Here is a 25286-nt window from a genome sequence, read left to right as displayed (position 1 = left end):
ACCGGGTACATATCCGTTATTTAGGTAACGGCCGCTTATGGTTTCGCTCTTACAGCGAGTCACTTTGCAAAAGCGGCAAAGTAACCAAAACGCTCTGCCCCGCCTGTCGGCACCTCGCCTAGGCTCGATGTTCCCTCACTCCGGCACTGCTCCGCGGGCCGCCGCGCCGGGCCATCCATGGCCCGGCGCGGCTAAACCGGCGTCCTGCCGGTTTACCCGCTCCGCACTGCCTGCGTTCGGCCTCGGGCTGAATGGGGCAGTCAGATCAAGATCAAAAGCAGATCAAGAGCACAGCGGCCTCCCGGCCGGCTTGAGTGTTAAAAGCAAAAGCAAAGACCAGAGCGAAAACAGATCTGCTTTTCTGTGGGAGCGGGCTTGCCTGCGATGCAGACAACTCGGTGTATCAGGCAGACCCAGTTGATGCCATCGCAGGCAAGCCAGCTCCCACATTTGGACCGTGCCCGCTTTAGCTTTTGATTGTGCTGTTGCTCTAAAACACTCAAGCCGGCCGGTAGGCCGCTGTGCTCTTGATCTGCTTTTGATCTTGATCTTAGGCGCCCCGTTAAACCACGCTGGCCGAACGCAGGCTTTGGAGCGTGGGTAACCCGGCAGGACGCCGGGTTAGCCGCGCTGGGCCAAGGATGGCCCATCGCGGCGGCCCACGGTCCAAAGCCGGAGTGAGGGCACACCGAGCCTAGGCGAGGTGCCGAGTGGTGGGGCAAGAGCGTTTTGCTTACTTTTGCGCTTTTCAAAAGTGAGCCGCTGTAAGAGCGGAACCAATAGCGGCCATCACCGCAGAAACGGATATGCCCCCCATTCATCGCGCCCACCGCGGCTTGCGCTTCTGCACAAAAGCCTGAGTTCCCTCAATCCCTTCCTCGCCACAAACCGCCTCGGCAAACCATTCAGCCGCCTGATCCAGCAGCGGCCCCAAAGCCTGTTCACCGCTGGCCAAGACCAACGCCTTGGTCCGCGCATTAGCCCCCGGAGCACAGCGCAAAACCTGCCCCAACACCTCATCCACGCGCTCCGCCAACGCCTGGGGATCGTGCTCCACAAAATGCACCAACCCCAACCGCAGCGCCTCAACCCCATCAAACCGCGCCGCCGTCAAAGCCAACCGCCGCGCCTGAGTCAACCCGATACGCTTCACCACAAACGGCGCAATCTGCGCCGGCAACAACCCAAGGCTGGTCTCCGGCAACCCAAACTGCGCCTGATGATCCGCAATCGCCACATCACTGACACACACCAACCCAAACCCACCCCCCAACACGGCACCCTGGAGCACCACAATCACCACCTGCGGCAGCGCCTCAACCTCCTGCAACAGCGTGCCAAACGCCCGGTTCAACGCCTGCAACCCGCCCGTGGCCCCCGCGCGAGCCATGTCCTTCACATCCCCACCGGCCGAAAAATGCCCACCGGATCCACTGATAACCACCGCCCGCAAGGCTTTATCCCCGGCCACATCGGCGAGTACCGAACGCAACTCGGTCACCATCTCAAGGCTCATGGCATTGCGGCTTTCCGGTCGATTGAGCGTCACATGCAACACCCCGTTATGCGGCTCCAGCAACAACGTATTCACGACTTTTTCCCCGGCAAGGTGCCCATCAATTTGCAGATGATCCCCAGCATGATCTCGTCCGCCCCACCGCCAATCGACACCAGCCGCACATCCCGATAAGCCCGGGCCACCGGGTTGTCCCACATGAACCCCATGCCGCCCCAATATTGCAGGCAACTGTCACTCACTTCCCGCCCCAGGCGCCCGGCCTTGAGCTTGGCCATCGAGGCCAGGCGCGTTACGTCCTGGCCCTTGATGTATTGCTCGGTGGCCTGGTACACCAGCGCCCGCAGGCATTCGATTTCGGTGGACAGCTCGGCCAGGCGGAAGTGGATCACCTGGTTGTCGATCAACGCCTTGCCGAAGGTCTTGCGCTCCTTGCAGTAGTCGATGGTGCTGTCGATGCAGTACTCCAGCCCCTTGACCATATTGGCCGCGCCGAACAGACGTTCTTCCTGGAACTGCAGCATCTGCATCATGAACCCCGCGCCTTCATGGCCGATGCGGTTGCGCTGGGGGATGCGCACGTCGTCGAAAAACACCTGGGCGGTTTCCGAGCTGTGCATGCCGAGCTTTTCCAGGGGCGGGCTGACGCTGATGCCGGGGGTGTTCATGGGCACCATGATCAGCGACTTGTTGATGTGCGGCTTGTCGTCCGAGGTGTTGGCCAGCAGGCAGATAAAGTCGGCGCTCGGGGAGTTGGTGATCCACATCTTGCTGCCGTTGATCACATAGTCGGTGCCGTCCTTGCGGGCATGGGTTTTCAGCCCGGCCACGTCGGAGCCGGCGCCGGTTTCCGAGACGCCGATGCAGCCCACCTGCTCGCCGCTGATGGCCGGGCGCAGGAATTCCTCCCGTAGCTCATCCGAGCCGAAGCGGGCCAGGGCCGGGGTGCACATGTCGGTTTGCACGCCGATGGACATCGGGATGCCGCCGCAACGGATGCTGCCGAATTCTTCGGCGGCGACGATGGAGTAGCTGTAGTCGAGGCCCATGCCGCCGAACTTTTCCGGTTTGGAAATGCCCAGCAAACCGAGGTCGCCGGCCTTGCGGAAGATCTCGTGGATCGGGAAGCGTCCGGCCTTTTCCCATTCGTCGACGTGGGGGTTGATCTCGCGCTCGACAAAGCCACGGACGGTGCGACGCAGTTGTTCGTGTTCCTGGGTGAAGATCATTTTTATTGTTCTCCCTATGGAGACGCGGAGCGTCCCGGGCTGCATTCCCACGCGGGGCGTGGGAACGATCATCAAAACCGCGCTGCACCAAAGCTGTTGGGCTGTAGTTGCCGCACCTCGGCCTCGTGGCAGATGTCCAGCAGAAACCCGAGCAAGGTTCGTGTATCACGTGGATCAATCAGCCCGTCGTCCCACAGGTTTGCGCTGCCGTAGAGGGCGGTGGACTGGCTGTCGAGTTTCTGTGCGGTAACCTGTTCGAGCATGTCGAGTACCTTGGGATCGGGCACCAGGCCGTCTTTCAGTTGCTTGGCTTCGGTGACGATTCGCAGCACTTTGCCGGCCTGGGCGCCACCCATCACGGCGGTGCGGCTGTTGGGCCAGGCGAAGATGAAGCGCGGGTCGAGACCACGGCCGCACATTGCGTAGTTGCCGGCGCCATAGGAGCCGCCGACGACGATGGTCAACTTCGGCACCCGGGCATTGGCCACCGCCTGGATCATCTTCGCGCCGTGCTTGATCACGCCTTGCTGTTCCGACTCGGTGCCCACCATGAAACCGGTGGTGTTGTGGAAGAACAGCAGCGGTGTCTGGCTTTGGTCGCACAGCTGGATAAATTGTGCGGCCTTGCTCGCGCCCTTCGGAGTGATCGGCCCGTTGTTGCCGATAAAGCCGCAGGCGCGGCCCTGGATGTGCAAGTGGCCGCAGACGGTGTGCGGGTCGAACTCGCCCTTGAACTCCAGGAAGTTGGAACCATCTGCCAGTCGCGCGAGAATTTCGCGCACGTCGTAGGGTTTTTTCGGATCGTCGGGGATCAGCCCCAACAGCTCTTCAATCGGGTACAACGGCTCGCTATAAGCGCGCTTTGGCAGAGGCGGCAAGCGGTCATTCCACGGCAACAGGCTGACAATTTCGCGCACGATGCGCACGCCGTCAGCGTCGTTTTCCGCCAGGTATTCGGCGGTGCCGGCGGTTTGCGCGTGCATCTGCGCGCCACCCAGTTCTTCATCGGTGGCGACTTCGCCGGTAGCCGCCTTGAGCAGCGGCGGGCCGGCCAAAAACAGCTTGGCCTTGCCGCGCACCACCACCACGTAATCCGAAAGCCCCGGCTGATAGGCGCCGCCCGCCGTGGCCGAGCCATGCACCACGGTGATCTGCGGCAACCCCATGGCCGACATCCGCGCCTGGTTGGCGAAGCTGCGTGCGCCTTCGACGAAAATCTCCGCCGCGTAGTTGAGGTTGGCGCCGCCGCTTTCTGCCAGGGTCACCACTGGCAATTTGTTTTCCATGGCGATCTGTTGCAGGCGCAGGGACTTTTTCAGGCCCGAGGGGGAAATGGTTCCGCCCTTGATCGCGCTGTTGTTGGCCACCACCAGCATGCGCACGCCGCTGACGTAGCCGATGCCGGCGATCAACCCCCCGCCGGCGGCGCTGCCGTCCTTGTCGTCGTGGAGTTTGTAGCCGGCCAGGCTCGCCAGTTCGAGGAACGGCGCGCCAGGGTCCAGCAGCAAATTCAGGCGTTCCCGTGGCAGCAGTTGCCCGCGCTTGTCGAACTTGGCCTTGGCTTCGGCGGCCTTGCTCAGCAGGTTTTGCTCCAGCTGGCGCAGTTGATTGACGCCTGTGAGCATCGCCTCGCGGTTCTGCGCGAATTGCGGGCTGTGAGCGTCGAGTTGCGAGTCGATCACCGGCATGGCTTATTTCTCCTCCTTGAGCACGTCCGGCAAATAAGCCCGGTGGAAACCATTAAAGGACACGCTCGGCGGTTGCGCCTTGTGCAGCGGCCAGGCGCGGCTGCCGAGGCTGGCGGCGCCGTCGATGCGCAAGGTGCTGCCGCTGACGAACGCGGCGGCGGGGCTGAGCAAGAACACAATCGCCGCGCTGACTTCCGATTCGGTGCCGATGCGCTTGAGCGGTACATGCTCGCGTAAGGTCGGGATCACCGCCTTGAACGCGCCTTCGTAAGTGTCCATGCCACTCGATGCAATCCAGCCCGGCGCCACGGCGTTTACCCGCACCCCGGCGTAACCCCATTCGAAGGCGGCGGTCTTGGTGAAGTTGTCCATGCCCGACCGCGCCGCGCCGGAGTGGCCCATGCCCGGCATGCCGCCCCACATGTCGGCGAGCATGTTGACGATGGACCCGCCGTGTTTGCTCATGCTCTGGTTGAACACTTCCCGGGCCATCAGGAAACCGCCCACCAGGTTGGTGCGCAACACGGTTTCGAAACCCTTCTGGTTGATCGACGCGAGCGGCGAGGGATACTGGCCGCCGGCGTTGTTCACCAGGCTATGAATCGGGCCGTGCTCCTGGAGGATCTGGCTGACCAGCGCCTTGACCGCTTCTTCATCACGAATATCGCAGGCTTGCCAACTGGCGCGGCCGCCGTCTTCGATAATCTCTGCCGCCACCGCTTGTAGTTTTTCCGGCTTGCGCCCCACCAGAATCACATGGGCGCCGAGGGCCGCCAGCTCGTGGGCGGTGCAGCGGCCAATGCCACTGCCGCCGCCGGTGACGATGATGGTCTGACCCTGGAACAAGTCGGCTTTGAAGATCGAGTCGAAGGCCACGGCGTGAGTCCTTAATTGAATTGATCGGCAATGTGCTGCGGCACGGCAATCGGTATTTCCAGCAGTTGCTGGGCGAAGGCCTTGCCTTGGGGGTCGATGCGCAGGCTGGCAATCCCGCCGCCGCCCAAGGCGTTTTCCAGCAGGAAGTTCAGGCTGTGGCTGCCGGGTAAGTACCAGCGCTCGACACGGCCGTGGATCGGGTCGAGCACGTGGCTCATCCAGTCGACGATCACTTCGGGGGTCAAGGCTTCGGCGATCCACGGCAGGTATTCGGGCTCGCGGGCGATCACCCCGATGTTGCTGTGGTTGCCCTTGTCGCCGGAGCGGGCCACGGCCAGCTTGACCAGCGGCACGTTGGCGTCGGCACGGCCTTGGGGTTTGGGCGGATCACTCCGCTCGATTGAAGTGTTCAAGGGTTCGGCGACAGGCAGTACGCAGGGATGCCGTTCGCCAAGAAAGTCGACCTGCAACTGGCAGGCGCTTTTATCGATCAGGAACGAAAACAGCCGAATCAGCGGGTACACCGTGGGTCGCCCGCCGACGATCCCGGTGAGCCCCGGGGCCATGCCGGTGGCTGCCTGGGCAATTTCCCGGGCGAACAGCACCAGCGCCTGTTTGCTGGGATGACGCACCGCCAGTTTCACCACCACTTCGCGGCAGTCCTGGCGTTGGGCGTGTGGCCCGTAGGTGGCTTCGCTGCCCAGCAGTTCGATGTTGACGTCGGTGTAGGGCGCCCAGCCGCGCTGGCTGAACAGCTCTGAGGTCTTGTTGATGATCGCCTGGCTGACCCGCTCGGCCTTGGCTACCGCGTCGATCCCGGCAATCAGGCAACTGGCGGTGCAGCGAAAGCCGTCCGGGTAGGTGGCGCTGACCTTGTACTGGTCGGTGGGCGGCAGGCCTTTGGCGCCGTGCAGGCGTACGCGGTTTTTGCCTTGTTGCTGGAGCTTTACGTGGCTGAAGTCGCAGATCACGTCGGGCAACAGGTAGGCGCGCGGGTCGCCGATTTCATACAGCAGTTGCTCGGCGACGCTCAGTTCGCTGATCAGTCCACCGGTGCCCTCGACCTTGCTCACGGTGAACTGGCCGTCGGCGCTGACCTCCACAATCGGGAAACCGATGTGTTCGTAGTCCGGCACCTCCCGCCAATCGGTGAAGTTGCCGCCGGTGCAGTGGGCGCCACATTCGATGATATGCCCGGCCAGTGCCGCCTGGGCCAGGCGGTCGTAGTCCTGCCAGGACCAGTGGAATTCATGCACCAGTGCCGCGCTGACCACCGCGCTGTCCACCACACGACCGGTGATGACGATATCGGCGCCCAGCTTCAGCGCCTGCACGATGCCGGGTGCGCCGAGGTAGGCGTTGGTGGACACGCACATCGGCGGCAAGGGCGCGCCGCTGAACATGTCGGTGATGCCATGCAGTTGCTTGAACTGCGGTTGCAGGTCATCCCCTAGCAGCACGGCGATCTTCAGCGGAATTTGCGCCTGGTCGCAGGCCGCCTGCAACGCGGCGGCGCAGGCCTGGGGGTTGATCCCGCCGGCATTGCTGATCACACGGATGCCCTGGCGCTGGATATCCGCCAGCAGTGGCGTCAGCACCTCGACGAAATCCGTGGCATAGCCGGCCTGGGGATCTTTCATTCGCGCCCCGGCGAGGATCGACAGGGTGACTTCCGCCAAGTAGTCGAACACCAGGTAATCCAGCGCGCCGCCTTCTACCAACTGCGCAGCCGCGGTGCAGGTGTCGCCCCAGAAGGCGCTGGCGCAGCCGATGCGTACCGTCTTGTTCATGGGGCGTCCTTCCTCTGGTTTGCTGATACCAACACTACCAAGCAAGCGCTTGGTTTGTAAACTCTGGTCACAACTTTGCCCCAAGCGCTTGCTTGGTTGGCTGCCACGGCCTAAATTGCCGCCCAAGACGTAACCAGAAGTTAAGGAGAGCAGCATGGATGAGCAAAAAGCCCTGCGGGTGATGCGCACCATGGTCGACGCCGGCCAATTGACCGACCCCGACAGTGCCCGTGGCAAGCTGCTGCAAACCGCGGCCCACCTGTTTCGCAACAAGGGCTTTGAGCGCACCACGGTGCGTGACCTGGCCGGCGCGGTCGGGATCCAGTCCGGCAGCATCTTTCATCATTTCAAGAGCAAGGACGAAATCCTGCGAGCGGTGATGGAGGAAACCATCCACTACAACACCGCCCTGATGCGCGCTTCCCTGGCCGAGGCGACCAACGTGCGCGAGCGGGTGTTGGCGCTGATTCGCTGCGAATTGCAGTCGATCATGGGCGGCAGCGGCGAGGCCATGGCGGTGCTGGTGTATGAATGGCGTTCGTTGTCGGCCGAGGGCCAGGCCCAAGTGCTGGCCTTGCGGGATATTTACGAAGATATCTGGTTGCAGGTGCTGGGGGAGGCCAAGGAGGCCGGTTATATCAAGGGCGATGTATTTATCACCCGGCGCTTCCTGACCGGCGCATTATCCTGGACCACCACCTGGTTTCGTGCCCAGGGCAGCATGACCCTGGAGCAACTGGCCGATGAAGCTTTGCTGATGGTTTTGAAAGCTGACTAGTTCGTTCGCGCAAGCTATTAATTGTGTGGCAGAAAGTTGTCTCGCTAGACAAAAACGCCTAGCTTAGCGGGATCAAAGTTTTCGACGGTGTGTGCCTTGATGTTTTCGCCCTGGCGATTGGCTGCAGGACTCTCAATATTGGCACTTGGCGCACTGTGGCTGATGCCGGCTTCGGCCGCCCAATTGGTGAGGGTCGGTGCTGCGCATTTTCCGCCGTACACGGTGCGCCCGGAGCAGGGCGCCGACACCGGGTTGCTGCCGCAGCTGGTGGAAGCCTTGAATGCCCTGCAAACCGATTACCAGTTTGTGCTGGTGCCCACCTCGATCCCCCGGCGTTTTCGCGACTTCCAGCAGGGCCGGGTGGATATGGCGATCTTCGAAAATCCGAACTGGGGTTGGCAGGATATTCCCCATACGGCAGTCGACATGGGCCTGGAAGACGCCGAAATCTTTGTCGCCCAGCGTGAGCCAGGCCGCGACCAAGGGTATTTCACCGACCTGGCCGGCAAGCGGCTGGCGGTATTCAGCGGCTATCACTACGCATTCGCCAACTTCAACCCCGACCCCAAGTACCTGGTGGAGCATTTCAACGCCACCTTGACCTATTCCCACGACAGCAACCTGCTGATGGTCGCCCGTGGCCGCGCCGACATCGCCCTGGTGACGCGTTCCTACCTCAGTGATTTTTTGGCGCGCAATGCCGATACGGCGGGGCAGTTCCTGGTGTCCGAGCGAATTGACCAGGTCTACCACCACTACGCGTTGCTGCGGCCCAAGGCGCCGATCACCGGGCCGGATTTCGCCGGTCTGCTCAAGCAACTGCGGGACAATGGCCAGTTGCTGAAGATCTTCGAGCCTTACCGCATCGATGTGATGCCGGTGCCGTGATCGTCTAAATTTTTGCTCTTGGCTCACGTCACTTGTTGAACTGTCGACGATTCGTGAGCCCATCCCATGTCCCATCTGAATGACCTGTCTGTCCTGCCGTTGCCGGCGGGGCCTGCCCTGAATGCTGATGAAACTGACAGTCGCCTGAGCCTGACCCTTGAGGGGCAGCCGCTGATTCGTTTGCGCCTTGAACGGGGTGATGAGCTGTTGGTGCATTTGCAGGAGCCCGGCCTTGTGCCGGCTGCCCGGGCGTTGTGGGCGGCGTGTTATTGGTTGTTTGCCAAAGAGCCTGGGCGTCAGCGGCTGGTCTGGCGCCTTGAGCATGCCCCAGAGGATGCGTTGCGCTGTGGGTTGCTGGTGGCGACCGAGGTTGCCGGGCAGTTTCATTGCGAGCGCACGTTGTTCTGGCAATTACCGCAGCCGTGGTTGGGGCGGTCGGTGACCGGGACTTATCCGCAGCAGGTGATCATCAGTGGGGGCAAGCGTCATCCCGCTCGTGCGCCGAAGCCGCGGGGTGAGGTTTATCGGCGCTTTGATGCGCGGTTGGGTGCCTGGATTTCACTGCGCACGGTTGAGATTGATGTTGATCTGGCGCGATTCAATCGTTGGCAGAACAGTGTGCGGGTGGCGAATTTCTGGCAGGAGACCGGCAGTCTGGAGCAGCATCGGGAGTATCTGGACAAGCTGGAAGCGGATCCCCATGCGTTGACGTTGATTGGCTGTTTTGATGATGAGCCGTTTGCGTATTTCGAGGCGTATTGGGCCAAGGAGGATCGGATTGCGCCGTTCTATGACGTGGCGGATTACGATCGCGGGATTCATATGTTGGTGGGTGAAGAGCACCACCGTGGCCCGCACAAGGTGGCGAGTTGGTTGTCGGCGTTGGTGCATTACCTGTTTCTTGATGATCCGCGTACGCAGCGTGTGGTGGCTGAGCCTCGGGCGGATAACGGGCGGATGATTGGGCATATGCAGAATCAGTGTTTCCACTGTGAGAAGGAGTTTGATTTTCCGCATAAGCGGGCGGCGTTGATGATCCTGGGGCGGGAGCGGTTTTTTGAGCGGTGTGGGTTGGTTTGACCGGGTACATATCCGTTATTTAGGTAACGGCCGCTTATGGTTTCGCTCTTACAGCGAGTCACTTTGCAAAAGCGGCAAAGTAACCAAAACGCTCTGCCCCGCCTGTCGGCACCTCGCCTAGGCTCGATGTTCCCTCACTCCGGCACTGCTCCGCGGGCCGCCGCGACGGGCCATCCATGGCCCGGCGCGGCTAAACCGGCGTCCTGCCGGTTTACCCGCTCCGCACTGCCTGCGTTCGGCCTCGGGCTTATTGGGGCAGTCAGATCAAGATCAAAAGCAGATCAAGAGCACAGCGGCCTCCCGGCCGGCTTGAGTGTTAAAAGCAAAAGCAAAGACCAGAGCGAAAACAAAGCTGCTTTTCTGTGGGAGCTGGCTTGCCTGCGATGCAGACAACTCGGTGCATCAGGTACACCCAGTTGATGCTATCGCAGGCAAGCCAGCTCCAACATTTGAACCGTGCCCGCTTTAGCTTTTGATTTTGCTCTTCAACACTCAAGCCGGCCGGGAGGCCGCTGTGCTCTTGCTTTTGATCTTGATCTTAGGCGCCCCGTTAAACCACGCTGGCCGAACGCAGGCTTTGGAGCGTGGGTAACCCGGCAGGACGCCGGGTTAGCCGTCCTGGGCCAGGGATGGCCCATGACGGCGGCCCACGGTCCAAAGCCGGAGTGAGGGCACTCCGAGCCTAGGCGAGGAGCCGAGTGGTGGGGCAAGAGCGTTTTGCTTACTTTTGCGCTTTTCAAAAGTGAGCCGCTGTAAGAGCGGAACCAATACCCGCCATCACACAAATAACGGATATGCACCCACCAGCAGACCCAATCATACCCGCCGCGCAAACGTGTCGCTATGAGTCCCGGAAACCTTCCGGCAATGCACCAACGCATCCCGAATCATAAAGTTCACCAGCGTCGGCGAAACCCCAAGCTCCTTGGCAATATCCTTCTGCGGCACCCCATGCAGCCGATACATCTCAAACGCATAACGCGTGCGCTGAGGCAAATCGGTCAACGCATCAGCAATGTTCTCCAGCGTCGAAAAGTTGATGTGCGACGTCTCAGGTGAAGCCCCGTGAATAACCACATTCAAGCCTTCCTCTTCCGGGCCGGAGTATTTCAGCTCCAGCGCCTGCTTGCGGTAGTGATCGATGGCCAGGTTACGCACGATCTGAAACAGGTAACTGAGCTGCGCCTTGAACGATGACGTGATGGTGGGGGCCGATTGCAACCGGAAGTAGGCGTCTTGCACCACGTCTTCAGCGCGGGAGCGGCAGCCGGTAATGCGTGCTGCGATCTTGACCAGGATCAGTCGATTGTCGACGAAGGCCTGGAGTAGGGGTGAGTCGCACCTGCCTGTGGATACTTGTTCCGTCATGGAAATCACCTTGCTGCAAAAGAGGTTGGGGGAGGGCGTCCTTGCTGAGGCCTCCTACACATCGGGCAACAAATTATGCTTAATGATAATGATTGTCAAATGAGAAGACGAACTAATCTTATGCTTTATCGAGAGGTGTGAACCGCGTCTCGCTGACTAATTATTTCCAGGGGCCATCCGTTCTCATGGGTGACAGGCCAGTTAACAAACCGGCCAAGGATCAGCGCCTGGAGGAGGACAAAATGGGTTTTTATCGTGTGAGCGGGAGTGGTCTGAAATGAACACGCTGGCTCGATTACGCCTGTTTTGCCTGCCGTATTCCGGCGCCAGCGCCATGGTCTACAGCCGTTGGCGGCGGGCGTTGCCCGAGTGGTTGCAGGTGCGTCCGCTGGAGTTGCCGGGGCGCGGCATGCGCATGGATGAACCGTTGCAGCGCGATATCAAAGCCCTGGCTGGACAACTGGCTGACGAAATCAGCGCCGAACTGGACGGCCCCTACGCCTTGTTCGGCCACAGCCTCGGCGGTCTGCTGGCGTTCGAACTGGCCCATGCCCTGCGTGAACGGGGTGTGCCGCAGCCACTGGCGCTATTCGCGTCGGGTACCGCCGGCCCGGCCCGTCGCGATGTCAGCGAATACGCCATCGAGAAAAACGACGAGCAACTGATCGCCCGCCTGCGTGAGCTCAAGGGCACGGGCGAAGAGGTGTTGGCCAATGCCGAACTGATGCAGTTGATGTTGCCGATCCTGCGGGCCGACTTCCTTCTTTGCGGCAGTTTCGAGTATGGCGAGCGCGAGCCGCTGCCCCTGCCGATCCATGTCTTTGGCGGCAAGCAGGACAGTGTGCGTGCCGACCAATTGCTGGACTGGCAGCAGGACACCGCCAGCGGTTTTTCCCTCGACATGTTCGACGGACACCACTTCTTCCTGGTGCAGCGCGAGAGCTCCGTACTGCGCTGTGTGCGGCGTTACGCCGACGAACACTTGGCCCGCTGGCGCAATGACGCCGCGCGGCAGATGGCCCGGGCCGCGGGCTGAACAAGCTGCCCCGGCCACACATTCCCCGATTTCCCAGTTAGCCGATTTCAGGCAGGAACCCCATGATGGACGCCTTCGAACTTCCCCGCACCCTGGTCCAGTCCCTTCAACGCCGCGCCGCGCAAACCCCGGATCAACTGGCGTTGCGTTTCCTCGCCGAGACGGCCGAGCAGAGTGTCGTCCTCAGTTACCGCGACCTCGACATGCGCGCCCGCACCATCGCCGCGGCCTTGCAGGCCAACGCCGTGTTGGGCGATCGCGCGGTGCTGTTGTTCCCAAGTGGGCCGGATTATGTCGCGGCGTTCTTCGGTTGCCTGTATGCCGGTGTCATCGCGGTACCGGCTTACCCGCCGGAGTCCACCCGCCGTCATCATCAGGAGCGCCTGCTGTCGATCATCGCGGACGCTGAGCCGCGCTTGCTGCTGACTACCTCCAGCCTCGGGGATTCGTTGCTGCAACTCGAAGGTGCACCGCAGTTGCTGTGCGTCGACAGCCTCAGTGCCGAAATCGCGAGCCATTGGGTCGCGCCCAACTTGCAAGACGATGACATCGCCTTCCTGCAATACACCTCCGGTTCCACCGCGTTGCCCAAGGGCGTGCAGGTCACCCACGGTAATCTGGTGGCCAACGAGCTGCTGATCCGCCGAGGCTTCGGCATCGACCTGAACCCCGACGACGTGATCGTCAGCTGGCTGCCGCTGTACCACGACATGGGCCTGATCGGCGGCCTGCTGCAGCCGATCTTCAGCGGCGTGCCGTGCGTGTTGATGTCGCCGGCCTACTTCCTCGGCCGGCCATTGCGCTGGCTCGAAGCGATCAGCGAATACGGCGGCACCATCAGCGGCGGGCCGGACTTCGCCTACCGCTTGTGCAGCGAGCGGGTCAGCGAGTCGGCATTGGATCGCCTGGACCTGAGCAAGTGGCGCGTGGCGTATTCCGGCTCAGAGCCGATCCGCCTCGACACCCTGGAACGCTTTGCCGAGAAGTTCGCCGCTTGTGGTTTTACCTCGAATAACTTCTTTGCATCCTATGGCTTGGCGGAAGCCACCTTGTTCGTTGCCGGCGGCACCCGTGGCCAGGGCATCCCGGCCCTGCGCCTTGACGAACAGGCTTTGGCCGCCAACCGCGCCGAGCCCGGGCAGGGTGCGGCGATCATGAGTTGCGGCACCAGCCAGCCCGAACACGCAGTGCTGATTGCCGACCCCGCCACCCTGGCGACGCTCCCCGACAATGCCGTCGGTGAAATCTGGGCCGCCGGCCCGAGCATCGCCCATGGCTACTGGCGCAATCCTGAAGCCACCGCCAAGACCTTCGTCCAGCACGAAGGCCGTACCTGGCTGCGCACCGGCGACCTCGGGTTTATCCGCGAAGGTGAAGTGTTCATCACTGGCCGTCTGAAAGACCTGCTGATCGTGCGGGGCCACAACCTGTACCCCCAAGACATCGAGCAAGCCATCGAGCTTGAAGTGGAAGTGGTGCGCAAGGGGCGGGTCGCCGCGTTTGCGGTGAATGACCAGGGCCTGGAAGGCATCGGCATCGCCGCCGAAATCAGCCGCAGCGTGCAGAAAATCCTGCCGCCTGAAGCGTTGATCAAGGCGATTCGCCAAGCAGTGGCCGAGGCCTGCCAGGAAGCGCCGAGTGTGGTGGTGTTGCTCAATCCCGGCGGCTTGCCGAAAACCTCCAGCGGCAAGGTGCAGCGTTCGGCCTGTCGCACGCGGTTGGCGGATGGCAGCCTCGACAGTTATGCGCAGTTCCCCGGTGTGCCAGCGCAGGTCGGCGATGCTGCCCTGCAATCCGAATTGCAAAGCCAGATTGCCGTGATCTGGTGCGAGCAATTGCAGGTGGCACAGGTCGCCGCCGACGATCACTTCTTTCTGCTGGGGGGCAACTCCATCAGCGCCACCCAGGTCGTCGCCCGCCTGCGGGAAACCCTCGGCCTGGAATTGAACCTGCGCCTGCTGTTCGAAGCGCCCACCCTGGCCGCCTTCGCCACCAGCGTCGCGCAATTGCAACAAGATGGCGGCGTGGCCCAAGGCGCGATCCATGCGCTGTCGCGCCAGGAAGACCTGCCGCAATCCCTCGCGCAGAACCGCCTGTGGATCACCTGGCAACTGGACCCGCAAAGCAGCGCCTACACTATCCCCGGCGCCCTGCGTTTGCGCGGTGAGCTCGATGAAGACGCGGTGCGCGCAAGCTTCCAGCAACTGATCCAGCGCCACGAGTCCCTGCGCACGCGCTTCTTTGAACGCGATGGCCAAGGCTTCCAGCGAGTCGACGCCCAGGCTGATTTCGACCTGCAAGTCATCGACCTCAGCGACCTGCCCACCGCCGAGCGTGAAGCCCGGGCCAACCAGATCCGCGAAGATGAAGCCCGCACCCAGTTCGACCTGGAGAAAGGCCCACTGCTGTGGGTGACGCTGGTGCGCCTGGAGGACGAAGACCACCAACTGCTGGTGACGATGCACCACATCATCGCGGACGGCTGGTCGCTCAACGTGTTGATCGACGAATTCTCCCGCCTGTACGCCGCGGCGTCCCAAGGCCAGACCCTGGAGTTGCCGGCGCTGGCCCTGCAATACGCTGACTACGGTAGCTGGCAGCGCCAGTGGCTGGCAGAGGGCGAGGGCCAGCGGCAACTGGCTTACTGGAAACAACAACTGGGTGACGACCACCCAACCCTGAGCCTGGCCACCGATCACCCGCGCTCGGCGCAGCATATTCGCAGTGCTTCACGCCACAGCGTGCGTGTGACCGCGAGCCTCAGCGAAGCCATTCGCAAGACCGCCCAGGCTCACGAGTCCACCCCGTTCATGCTGTTGCTTGCGGCATTCCAAAGCTTGCTCTATCGCTACAGCGGCCAGCGTGATATCCGCATCGGCGTGCCTAACGCCAACCGTCCGCGCCAGGAAACCCAAGGCCTGATCGGGTTCTTTATCAACACCCTCGTACTGCGCGCCGAACTGGATGCACGCCTGCCATTTGCCGAGCTGCTGGCTGCAACGCGAACCGCTGCCCTTGGCGCCCAAGCTCATCAGGACCTGCCCTTCGAGCAACTGCTGGAAGCCTTCCCCCAAGCCCGGGAGCAGGGCCTGTTCCAGGTGATGTTCAACCACCAGCAACGCGACCTCAGTGCCTTGCGCCGCTTGCCGGGCCTGCTCGCCGACGAGTTGGCGTGGCACAGCCGCGAAGCCAAGTTCGACCTGCAACTGCACACGGAAGAAGACCGCAACGGCCGCTTGAGCCTGTCCTTCGACTACGCCGACGAACTGTTCGACGCCGCCACCATCGAGCGGCTGGCCGAGCACTTCATCAACCTGCTGCAAGCCATTTGCGAGCAACCGCAACAGGCTATCGGTGACCTGAAGCTGCTGCACGCCGACGAACACACCCAACAACGCCAGTGGAGCGCCGCGCCGTGCACATCGGCGCAGAGCTGGCTGCCGGAACAACTCAACCAACAGGTTTCGGAGCGCACCGCACTGGTGTGGCAGGACGGCAGCCTGACCTTCGCCCAACTGCATACCCAGGCCAACCGCCTGGCCCATTACCTGCGGGACAAGGGCGTCGGCCCGGACGTGTGCGTGGCCATCGCCGCCGAGCGTTCGCCGCAATTGCTGATCGGCCTGCTGGCAATCGTCAAGGCCGGCGGTGCCTATGTGCCGCTGGATCCGGACTACCCGGCAGAACGCCTGGCCTACATGCTCAAGGACAGCGGCGTGCAACTGCTGCTGACCCAGACTTCGCTGTTGGAGCAACTGCCCACGGCTGAAGGCGTCTGCGTCATCGCCATGGACAGCCTCAAGCTGGAAAGCTGGCCGACCCACGCGCCGGGCCTGCACCTGAACGGCGACAACCTCGCCTACGTGATCTACACCTCCGGCTCCACCGGCCAGCCCAAGGGCGTGGGCAACACCCATGCCGCGCTGGCCGAGCGTTTGCAGTGGATGCAGGCTACCTACAAGCTGGATGAAACCGATGTGCTGATGCAAAAGGCGCCCATCAGTTTCGACGTGTCGGTGTGGGAGTGTTTCTGGCCGCTGATCACCGGTTGCCGCCTGGTGTTGGCTGGCCCCGGCGAGCATCGCGACCCCCATCGCATTGCCCAGTTGGTGCAGGAACACGGCGTGACCACGCTGCACTTTGTGCCGCCGTTGTTGCAGCTGTTTGTCGACGAACCGCTGGCCGCCGAATGCACCAGCCTGCGTCGTCTGTTCTCCGGCGGTGAAGCGCTGCCTGCCGAGTTGCGCAACCGGGTGTTGGCGCAGTGGCCGGCGGTGCAGTTGCACAACCGCTACGGCCCGACTGAAACCGCGATCAACGTGACACATTGGCAGTGCCAGGTGGAGGACGGCGAGCGTTCACCGATTGGCCGGCCGCTGGGCAATGTGATCTGCCGGGTGCTGGATGATCAGTTCAATCCGCTGCCGGCGGGTGTGCCGGGTGAGTTGTGCATCGGCGGTATCGGCTTGGCCCGGGGTTACCTCGGGCGTGCGGGGCTGACCGCTGAACGGTTTGTCGCCGACCCATTGGGCGAGGCGGGCGCACGCTTGTATCGCTCCGGTGACCGTGTGCGCTGGAGCGCCGACGGTGCACTGGAATACCTCGGGCGCCTGGATCAGCAGGTCAAACTGCGGGGCTTCCGTGTCGAGCCTGAAGAGATCGAAGCGCGTCTGTTGGCCCTTGAAGGCATCGCCCAAGCGGTGGTGCTGGTGCGGGAAACGGCCGCCGGTGCGCAGTTGATCGGTTACTACACCGCCAACGAACCGCTGGATGAGCAGGACGTCAAAACCGCCCTGGCCGCTGAGCTGCCGGAGTACATGGTCCCGGCGCAATTGATGCGCCTGGACGCGATGCCCCTGAGCCCCAGCGGCAAACTGGATCGCCGTGCCTTGCCGGAACCGGTGTGGCAAGTGCGTGAACACGTCGAACCTGAAACAGCGCTGGAGCAGCAAATCGCCGCGATCTGGCGCGAAGTCCTGGCCCTGCCACGTATCGGCCTGCGGGACGACTTCTTCGCCCTCGGCGGCCATTCGTTGTTGGCCACGCAAATCATCTCCCGCACCCGTCAGGCCTGCGATGTCGAGCTGCCGTTGCGCACATTGTTCGAAGCCAGCGAGTTGGGGGCTTTCGCCGAGCAGGTCCGCCTGATCCAGGCCTCCGGCCAGCGTAACCAACAGCTGGCGATCGGCAAGGTCGACCGCAGCCAGCCGGTGCCGCTGTCCTATTCCCAACAGCGCATGTGGTTCCTCTGGCAGATGGAGCCCGACAGCCCGGCGTATAACGTTGGCGGCATGGCGCGCTTGCGTGGGGTGCTGGACGTGGGGCGTTTCGAGGCGGCGTTGCAGGCCTTGATCATGCGTCACGAAACCCTGCGCACCACGTTCCCGAGCATTGATGGCGTGGCGCAGCAGAAGGTTGCAGCGCAAACCGGCGTACGCATGGATTGGCAGGATTTCTCGGCATTCAATGAAGCTGAGCGGCAACTGCGCGTACAGCAACTGGCCGATCATGAAGCCCACACGCCCTTCAATCTGGAGACCGGTCCACTGCTGCGCGCCTGCCTGGTCAAGGCCGGCGAGCAGGAACATTATCTGGTGCTGACCCTGCACCATATCGTCACCGAAGGCTGGGCCATGGACATTTTTGCCCGTGAGCTCAGCGCGTTGTACGAAGCCTTTATCGATGACCGCGAATCGCCGCTGGCACCGCTGCCGGTGCAGTATCTGGACTACAGCGTGTGGCAGCGCCAGTGGATGGAGTCCGGCGAGCGCCAGCGCCAACTGGATTACTGGACCGCGCAACTGGGTACCGAACACCCGCTGCTGGAACTGCCGGGCGACCGCCCGCGACCGCCGGTGCAAAGTCACCAGGGCGAGCTGTACCGTTTCGACTTGAGCGATGACCTGGCTGCCCGCGTGCGGGTCTTCAACGCCGAGCTTGGTCTGACCCTGTTCATGACCATGACCGCCACCCTCGCGGTATTGCTCTACCGCTACAGCGGCCAGACCGATCTGCGCATCGGCGCGCCGGTGGCCAACCGGATTCGCCCGGAAAGCGAAGGGCTGATCGGTGCATTCCTCAACACTCAAGTGCTGCGTTGCCAGCTCAACGGGCAGATGAGCGTCGGCGAATTGCTCGACCAGGTACGCCATACAGTGATCGAAGGCCAGTCCCATCAGGACCTGCCGTTCGACCATCTGGTGGAAGCCCTGCAACCACCTCGCAGCGCGGCGTACAACCCGTTGTTCCAGGTGATGTGCAACGTGCAGCGCTGGGAGTTCCAGCAGAGCCGTACATTGGCCGGGATGAGCGTCGAGTACCTGGCCAACGATGCCCGCGCCACCAAGTTCGACCTCAACCTGGAAGTCACCGACCTCGACCATCGCCTGGGTTGCTGCCTGACCTACAGCACCGACCTGTTCGACGAGCCGCGCATTGCGCGCATGGCCGCCCATTGGCAAAACCTGCTGGAAGCCTTGCTTGCCGATCCGCAACAGCGCCTGAGTGAGTTGCCGCTGCTGGAAGCGGCCGAGCAGCGCTCGTTGCAAGACAGCCTTGGCATGGAGGCCGGCGAGCATCGTCTTGATCAGTGCATTCACCACCTGTTCGGCGAGCAAGCCCTGGCCCGCCCGGATGCCCCGGCGTTGACCTTCGCCGGGCAGACCCTGAGCTACAGCGAACTCGACAGCCGCGCCAATCGCCTGGCCTGGATGCTCCGCGAGCGCGGCGTGGGCCCGCAGGTGCGGGTTGGCCTGGCGCTGCCGCGTTCGCTGGAAATGGTGATCGGCCTGCTGGCGATCCTCAAGGCCGGCGGCGCCTATGTGCCGCTGGACCCGGAATACCCGCTGGATCGCCTGCACTACATGATCGAAGACAGTGGCATCTGCCTGTTGCTCAGCGACGTTGCGATGTTCGACGCGCTGGGCGAGCTGCCCGCCAGCGTCGGTCGCTGGTGCCTGGAGGATGACCTGCCAACCCTGGCCGACTACCCGGCCGGTGAGTTGCCCTTCATCAGCCTGCCGCAACACCAGGCCTATCTGATCTACACCTCAGGTTCCACCGGCAAGCCCAAGGGCGTGGTGGTGTCCCACGGTGAAATCGCCATGCATTGCCAGGCGGTGATCGAACGCTTCGGCATGCGCCCGGATGACTGCGAGCTGCACTTCTATTCCATCAACTTCGACGCCGCCACCGAACGCTTGCTGGTGCCGTTGCTCAGTGGTGCCCAGTTGGTGTTGCGGGCCCAGGGCCAATGGGATGCGGAAGAAATCTGCGGGCTGATTCGTCAGCACCGCATCAACATCCTCGGCTTCACCCCAAGCTACGGCAGCCAGTTGGCGCAATGGCTGGCCACGCAACACCAGACCTTGCCGGTGCGCATGTGCATCACCGGCGGTGAAGCCCTGACCGGCGAGCACTTGCAGCGTATCCGCGCGGCATTCAAGCCGGCACTGTTTTTCAACGCCTATGGCCCGACTGAAACGGTGGTGATGCCGCTGGCCAGTCTTGCCCCGGAAACACTGGAGGAGGGCGCCGGCAGCGTGGCGATCGGCAGCATCATCGGCGCACGTGTGGCCTACATTCTGGATGCGGACCTGGCGTTGGTGCCGCAGGGCGCGACGGGTGAATTGTACGTCGGCGGTGCCGGCCTGGCCCAGGGGTATCACCAGCGTCCGGGGATGACGGCGGAGCGGTTTGTCGCGGACCCGTTTGCCACGAACGGCGGCCGCCTGTATCGCACCGGCGACCTGGTGCGCCAGCGTGCCGATGGCCTGGTGGAGTACCTTGGCCGTATTGACCATCAAGTGAAGATTCGCGGGTTCCGCATCGAGCTGGGGGAAATTGAAACCCGCCTGCTGGAACACGAGGCGGTGCATGAAGCGGTGTTGTTGGCGCTGGATTCACCGAGCGGCAAACAGTTGGTGGCCTATCTGGTCAGCGACGAAGAGCACGGTGCACTGCGTGAATCCCTCAAGGCGCATTTGAAAGCGCAGTTGCCGGACTACATGGTGCCCGCGCACCTGATTGTCCTCGACAGCATGCCGCTGACCGCCAACGGCAAACTCGACCGCCGCGCCTTGCCGCAGCCGGATCCCGAGGCGAGTCGTCAGCACTACGTGGCGCCGCGCAACGAACTGGAGCAAACCCTGGCGGCGATCTGGTGCGCGGTATTGAATGTACAGCAGGTGGGCCTCGACGATAACTTCTTTGAGCTGGGCGGGGACTCGATCCTGTCGATCCAGGTGGTCAGCCGCGCGCGGCAAGCGGGGATTCATTTCAGCCCACGTGACTTGTTCCAGCACCAGACCGTGCAGACCCTGGCCGCCGTGGCGACCCGCACCGAGCAGGTTATCGCCGAACAAGGTGTGTTGACCGGCGCATCCGGGCTGACCCCGATCCAGCACTGGTTCTTCGACACCGACATCCCCGAGCGCCAGCACTGGAACCAGGCACTGCTGCTGGAACCTGTTCAGGCCCTCGAACCCCACCGCCTGGAGCAGGCGTTGCTGGCGGTGCTGGAACACCATGACGCCCTGCGCCTGAGCTTCACTCAGCGCGACGCTCAATGGCATGCCGAGCATTTGGCGGTGCCGGAAGGCGGGCTGCTGTTGCAAGCCCAGGTGGCGGATATGGAGCAGTGCAGCGCGCTGTTCACCGACACCCAACGCAGCCTCAACCTCGCCCACGGCCCGCTGTTGCGCGCGCTGCTGGTGGATGGCCCGCAAGGCCAGCGTCGGCTGCTGATCGCGATCCATCACCTGGTGGTGGACGGTGTTTCCTGGCGCGTATTGCTGGAAGATCTGCAGACCGTATATCGCCAGTTGAGCGACGGCCAACCCGTCAGCCTGCCGGCCAAGACCAGCGCGTTACGCGACTGGGCGGCACGCTTGCGGGCCTATGCCGGCAGCGAATCCCTGCGTGAAGAGCTGGACGTGTGGCAGCAGCAGTTGGCCGGCCCTGGCGTTGAACTACCGGTGGATCGCCCGCAAGGTTCGCTGCGCAATCGCGATGCCGATACCGTCAGCGTGCGCCTGGATGCCGAGCGTACCCGCCAGCTGTTGCAACAGGCGCCGAGTGCTTACCGCACCCAGGTCAATGACTTGCTGCTGACCGCCCTGGCCCGTGTGTTGTGCCGCTGGAGTGGCCATGAATCGGCACTGATCCAGCTCGAAGGCCACGGCCGCGAAACCCTGTTCGACGAGATCGACCTGACCCGCAGCGTCGGCTGGTTCACCAGCGCCTACCCGCTGCGCCTGACCCCGTTGCATATCGAAGAAGCCGCCGGGCAGGGCGCCTCGATCAAGGCGATCAAGGAGCAACTGCGGGGCGTACCCCACAAAGGGTTGGGGTATGGCGTGCTGCGCTACCTGGCTGACGACCTGTGCCGCCAGACCATGGCCGCGTTGCCGAGCGCCAGTATCACCTTCAACTACCTCGGCCAGTTCGACCAGAGCTTTGGCGCTGACGCGCTCTTTCACCCGCTGGACGAATCCGCCGGGATCGCCCATGACCCGGACGCGCCGCTGCCCAACGAGCTGAGCGTCGACAGCCAGGTGTACGGTGGTGAACTGGTGCTGCGCTGGACCTTCAGCCGCGAACGTCACGATAGCCAGACCATCGCTGAACTGGCGGACGCTTACCTGGCGGAACTGCAAAGTTTGATCGAGCACTGCCTCAAGGCCGACGCGGGCGGTCTCACGCCGTCGGACTTCCCGCTGGCGCACCTCACCCAAGGGCAACTGGACGCGCTGCCGGTGCCGGCCAATGCCATCGAAGACGTGTACCCGCTGACCCCGATGCAGGAAGGCTTGCTGCTGCACACCCTGCTGGAACCGGGCACCGGCCTTTATTACATGCAGGACCGCTACCGCATCAACAGCGCCCTGGACCCCGAGCGTTTCGCCCAGGCCTGGCAGGCGGTGATCGCCCGCCATGAAGCCTTGCGCGCCTCATTCTGCTGGAACGTCGGCGAGGACATGCTGCAGGTTATCCACAAGCCCGGCAGCACGCCGATCGAGTACCTCGACTGGAGCCAGGAACCGGAAAGCGAGCAGGAACCGCGTCTGCAAGCGTTGCTGAAAAGCGAGCGTGAAGCCGGCTTCGATCTGCTTAACCAGGCACCGTTCCACCTGCGACTGATCCGCGTGGGCGAAGCCCACTACTGGTTCATGATGAGCAACCACCACATCCTGATCGATGCCTGGTGCCGCTCGCTGCTGATGAACGATTTCTTCGACATCTACACGGCCCTCAGCGAAGGCCGCGAAGCGCAATTGGCGACGCCACCGCGTTATCGCGACTACATCGCCTGGCTGCAACGCCAGAACCTCGCCGAGGCGCGCCAGTGGTGGCAGCAGAACCTGCAAGGGTTCGAGCGCACCACGCCGATTCCGAGCGACCGGCCGTTCCTGCGGGAACATGCCGGCCATAGCGGCGGCATGGTGGTGGGCGACTGCTATACCCGCTTGGATGTGCGCGACGGTGCGCAATTGCGCGAGCTGGCCCAGGCCCATCAACTGACGGTGAACACTTTTGCCCAGGCCGCGTGGGCCCTGGTGCTGCGGCGCTTGAGTGGCGATCGCGACGTGCTGTTCGGCGTCACCGTGGCCGGGCGCCCGGTGGAAATGCCCGAGATGCAGCGCACCGTCGGGCTGTTTATCAACAGCATCGCCTTGCGGGTCAAGCTGCCGGAGGACGATCAGCAGTGCAGCGTGCGCCAATGGTTGAGCGGCCTGCTCGACAGCAATATGCAGTTGCGCGAGTACGAGTACCTGCCGCTGGTGACCATCCAGGAAAACAGCGAACTGCCCAAGGGCCAGCCGCTGTTCGACAGCCTGTTTGTGTTCGAAAACGCCCCGGTGGAAGTCTCGGTGCTGGACCGCGCGCAAAGCCTGAATGCCACCTCGGATTCCGGGCGTACCCACACCAACTTCCCGCTGACAGCCGTGTGCTACCCGGGCGATGACCTGGGCCTGCACCTGTCCTACGACCAGCGCTATTTCGATGAAACCACCGTGCAAGGCATGCTCGGCGAATTCAAGCGCCTGCTGCTGGCGCTGGTACAGGGATTCCATGGCGACATGGCCGACTTGCCGCTGATTGGCGAGCAGGAGCGTGAGTTCCTGGTGGACGGCTGCAACCAGAGCGAGCATGAACATCCGCTGGAGCGCAGTTACATCGAGCTGTTCGAAGCCCAGGTGGCACAGCATCCACAGCGGATTGCCGCCAGTTGCCTGGATCAGCAATGGAGCTACTCTGAGCTGAACCGGCGCAGTAATCGCCTGGGCCATGCGCTGATTGCCGCGGGTGTCGGGCTGGACCAACCTGTGGCGTTGCTGGCTGAACGTAATCTGGATTTGCTGGGCATGATCATCGGCAGCTTCAAGGCCGGTGCCGGTTACCTGCCGCTGGACCCGGGCCTGCCGAGCCAACGCTTGAGCCGGATTATCGACTTGAGCCGCACGCCGCTGTTGGTGTGCACCGAAGCGTGCCGTGAGCAGGCGCAGCTGCTGCTGGAAGAGTTTGCCTGCTCCGGCCGGCCGAAGTTGCTGGTGTGGGAGGAGATGATTGGCTCGGAGGACAATCCCGGGATCTACAGCGCGCCGGACAACCTTGCCTACGTGATCTACACCTCGGGCTCTACGGGCTTGCCCAAGGGCGTGATGGTGGAGCAGCGCGGCATGCTCAATAACCAGCTGAGCAAGGTGCCGTATCTGCAACTGACCGAGCACGATGTGATCGCTCAAACCGCCTCGCAAAGTTTCGATATCTCGGTATGGCAGTTCCTCGCGGCGCCGCTGTTCGGGGCGCGGGTGGACATTGTGCCAAATGCGATTGCCCATGACCCGCAAGGCTTGCTCGCTCACGTCCAGGCCCAGGGCATTACCGTGCTGGAAAGCGTGCCGTCACTGATCCAGGGCATGCTCGCCCAGGACCGCATGAGCCTGGATGGCTTGCGCTGGATGCTGCCGACCGGTGAGGCGATGCCGCCGGAACTGGCGCACCAGTGGTTGTTGCGCTATCCGCAGATTGGCCTGGTCAACGCGTATGGCCCGGCGGAATGTTCGGACGACGTGGCGTTTTTCTGCGTCGACCTGGCGTCGACCCGTGGCACTTATCTGCCGATTGGTACGCCGACCGACAACAACCGTTTGTACCTGCTGGATGGTGCGCTGGAGTTGGTGCCCCAAGGCGCGGTCGGCGAGTTGTGCGTCGCGGGGACCGGCGTGGGTCGTGGTTATGTCAGCGATCCGCTGCGCACCGCCCAGGTGTTTGTGCCGAATCCGTTTGGCGCGGCGGGGGAGCGCCTGTATCGCACCGGCGACCTCGCGCGTCGGCGCAGCGATGGGGTGTTGGAGTACGTCGGGCGTATCGACCATCAGGTGAAGATTCGTGGTTACCGGATCGAGCTGGGTGAAATCGAAGCGCGCCTGCATGAACAACCGGAAGTGCGGGATGCGGCGGTGGGCGTGCAGGAGGGTGTCAACGGCAAGCATCTGGTGGGCTACCTGGTGGCGGCGGATGCGCAGGTGAATCCCGGCGAGCGCCTCGATCGCATCAAGCAACGCCTGCGAGCCGAGTTGCCGGAATACATGGTGCCGCTGCATTGGCTGTGGCTTGAGCGCTTGCCGCTGAATGCCAACGGCAAGCTGGACCGCAAGGCCTTGCCGGCGTTGGAGATTGGCCAGTTGCACAGCCAGGATTATCTGGCGCCGCGTAATGAGCTGGAGCAGACGTTGGCCGGGATCTGGGCCGAGGTGCTGAAAGTTGAGCGCGTGGGTGTGCAGGATAATTTCTTTGAGCTGGGCGGGCATTCGTTGTTGGCCACGCAGATTGTTTCGCGCGTGCAGAAGACACTGCAGCGGGATGTGCCGTTGCGGGCGATGTTCGAATGCAGCACGGTGGAGGAGTTGGCGGGGTATATCGACGGGCTTGCGGCGAATGAGATCAGTGCGCAGAAGGTGGATCGGCTGAGTGATTTGATGGCGGAGTTGGAGGGGTTATAACCGTTGGTCAGAAGCAACTGCCTACTGTCA

The 25286-nt window shown here is 62.8% G+C and carries 11 protein-coding genes; 5 read left to right on the top strand and 6 right to left on the bottom strand.

Translation table 11 applies throughout. The annotated features are described in order from the left end of the window. Positions 1-817: 817 nt before the first annotated feature. The 5 genes from D109_RS0126205 to D109_RS0126185 form a co-directional block, all read right to left on the bottom strand. Entirely contained in the window at positions 818-1591 is a 774-nt protein-coding gene (locus tag D109_RS0126205; RefSeq protein WP_017479489.1) for an enoyl-CoA hydratase/isomerase family protein, read from the bottom strand. Further along, complete coding sequence (gene atuD, locus D109_RS0126200) at positions 1588-2745, bottom strand: citronellyl-CoA dehydrogenase (RefSeq protein ID WP_017479488.1); 1158 nt, start codon at positions 2743-2745, stop codon at positions 1588-1590. The genes D109_RS0126205 and atuD overlap by 4 nt, the downstream gene beginning before the upstream one ends. A 71-nt stretch (positions 2746-2816) precedes the next feature. Next, on the bottom strand, positions 2817-4433 hold the full coding sequence (atuC, locus tag D109_RS0126195; protein WP_017479487.1) for a geranyl-CoA carboxylase subunit beta: 1617 nt from the start codon (positions 4431-4433) through the stop codon (positions 2817-2819). A gap of 3 nt (positions 4434-4436) precedes the next feature. After that, positions 4437-5309: an SDR family oxidoreductase gene (locus D109_RS0126190; RefSeq protein ID WP_017479486.1), complete on the bottom strand. Its 873-nt coding sequence runs from the start codon at positions 5307-5309 to the stop codon at positions 4437-4439. 11 nt (positions 5310-5320) lie between these two features. Then, positions 5321-7099: an acyclic terpene utilization AtuA family protein gene (locus D109_RS0126185; protein WP_017479485.1), complete on the bottom strand. Its 1779-nt coding sequence runs from the start codon at positions 7097-7099 to the stop codon at positions 5321-5323. Positions 7100-7253: 154 nt separating this feature from the next. Here D109_RS0126185 and D109_RS0126180 point away from each other — a divergent pair, with 154 nt between their 5' ends. The 3 genes from D109_RS0126180 (at position 7254) to D109_RS0126170 (ending at position 9845) form a co-directional block, all read left to right on the top strand. After that, a complete protein-coding gene (locus D109_RS0126180; protein ID WP_017479484.1) occupies positions 7254-7877 on the top strand; it encodes a TetR/AcrR family transcriptional regulator in 624 nt (207 codons plus the stop codon). Between the two features lie 99 nt (positions 7878-7976). Next, a complete protein-coding gene (locus tag D109_RS0126175) occupies positions 7977-8765 on the top strand; it encodes an ABC transporter substrate-binding protein (protein WP_026078222.1) in 789 nt (262 codons plus the stop codon). Positions 8766-8831: 66 nt separating this feature from the next. Then, the gene (locus D109_RS0126170) at positions 8832-9845 is read left to right on the top strand and encodes a GNAT family N-acetyltransferase (RefSeq protein WP_017479482.1); all 1014 of its coding nucleotides are present in this window, start codon (positions 8832-8834) and stop codon (positions 9843-9845) included. 816 nt (positions 9846-10661) lie between these two features. On the opposite strand, the gene D109_RS0126165 is transcribed toward D109_RS0126170, so the two are convergent. Further along, complete coding sequence (locus D109_RS0126165) at positions 10662-11213, bottom strand: RNA polymerase factor sigma-70 (protein WP_017479481.1); 552 nt, start codon at positions 11211-11213, stop codon at positions 10662-10664. A gap of 277 nt (positions 11214-11490) precedes the next feature. On the opposite strand from D109_RS0126165, the gene D109_RS0126155 reads away from it, so the two are divergent. Then, positions 11491-12249, top strand: coding sequence for a thioesterase II family protein (locus D109_RS0126155; protein WP_017479479.1), 759 nt, complete (start codon positions 11491-11493; stop codon positions 12247-12249). Between the two features lie 62 nt (positions 12250-12311). Continuing rightward, on the top strand, positions 12312-25256 hold the full coding sequence (locus D109_RS0126150) for a non-ribosomal peptide synthetase (RefSeq protein WP_026078221.1): 12945 nt from the start codon (positions 12312-12314) through the stop codon (positions 25254-25256). Positions 25257-25286: the final 30 nt, after the last annotated feature.

Origin of the sequence: Pseudomonas sp. PAMC 26793, assembly GCF_000313235.1 — a bacterium.
Classification (GTDB): Bacteria; Pseudomonadota; Gammaproteobacteria; order Pseudomonadales; family Pseudomonadaceae; genus Aquipseudomonas; species Aquipseudomonas yamanorum.
This window is presented reverse-complemented; position numbering and strand designations above follow the sequence as displayed.

What these genes read in the sequence shown, in the direction of transcription:
- atuD (WP_017479488.1), bottom strand. Translation starts at nt 2,745, where the DNA reads ATGATCTTCACCCAGGAACACGAACAACTGCGTCGCACCGTCCGTGGC.
- atuC (WP_017479487.1), bottom strand. Translation starts at nt 4,433, where the DNA reads ATGCCGGTGATCGACTCGCAACTCGACGCTCACAGCCCGCAATTCGCG.
- D109_RS0126185 (WP_017479485.1), bottom strand. Translation starts at nt 7,099, where the DNA reads ATGAACAAGACGGTACGCATCGGCTGCGCCAGCGCCTTCTGGGGCGAC.
- D109_RS0126180 (WP_017479484.1), top strand. Translation starts at nt 7,254, where the DNA reads ATGGATGAGCAAAAAGCCCTGCGGGTGATGCGCACCATGGTCGACGCC.
- D109_RS0126175 (WP_026078222.1), top strand. Translation starts at nt 7,977, where the DNA reads ATGTTTTCGCCCTGGCGATTGGCTGCAGGACTCTCAATATTGGCACTT.
- D109_RS0126170 (WP_017479482.1), top strand. Translation starts at nt 8,832, where the DNA reads ATGTCCCATCTGAATGACCTGTCTGTCCTGCCGTTGCCGGCGGGGCCT.
- D109_RS0126165 (WP_017479481.1), bottom strand. Translation starts at nt 11,213, where the DNA reads ATGACGGAACAAGTATCCACAGGCAGGTGCGACTCACCCCTACTCCAG.
- D109_RS0126155 (WP_017479479.1), top strand. Translation starts at nt 11,491, where the DNA reads ATGAACACGCTGGCTCGATTACGCCTGTTTTGCCTGCCGTATTCCGGC.
- D109_RS0126150 (WP_026078221.1), top strand. Translation starts at nt 12,312, where the DNA reads ATGATGGACGCCTTCGAACTTCCCCGCACCCTGGTCCAGTCCCTTCAA.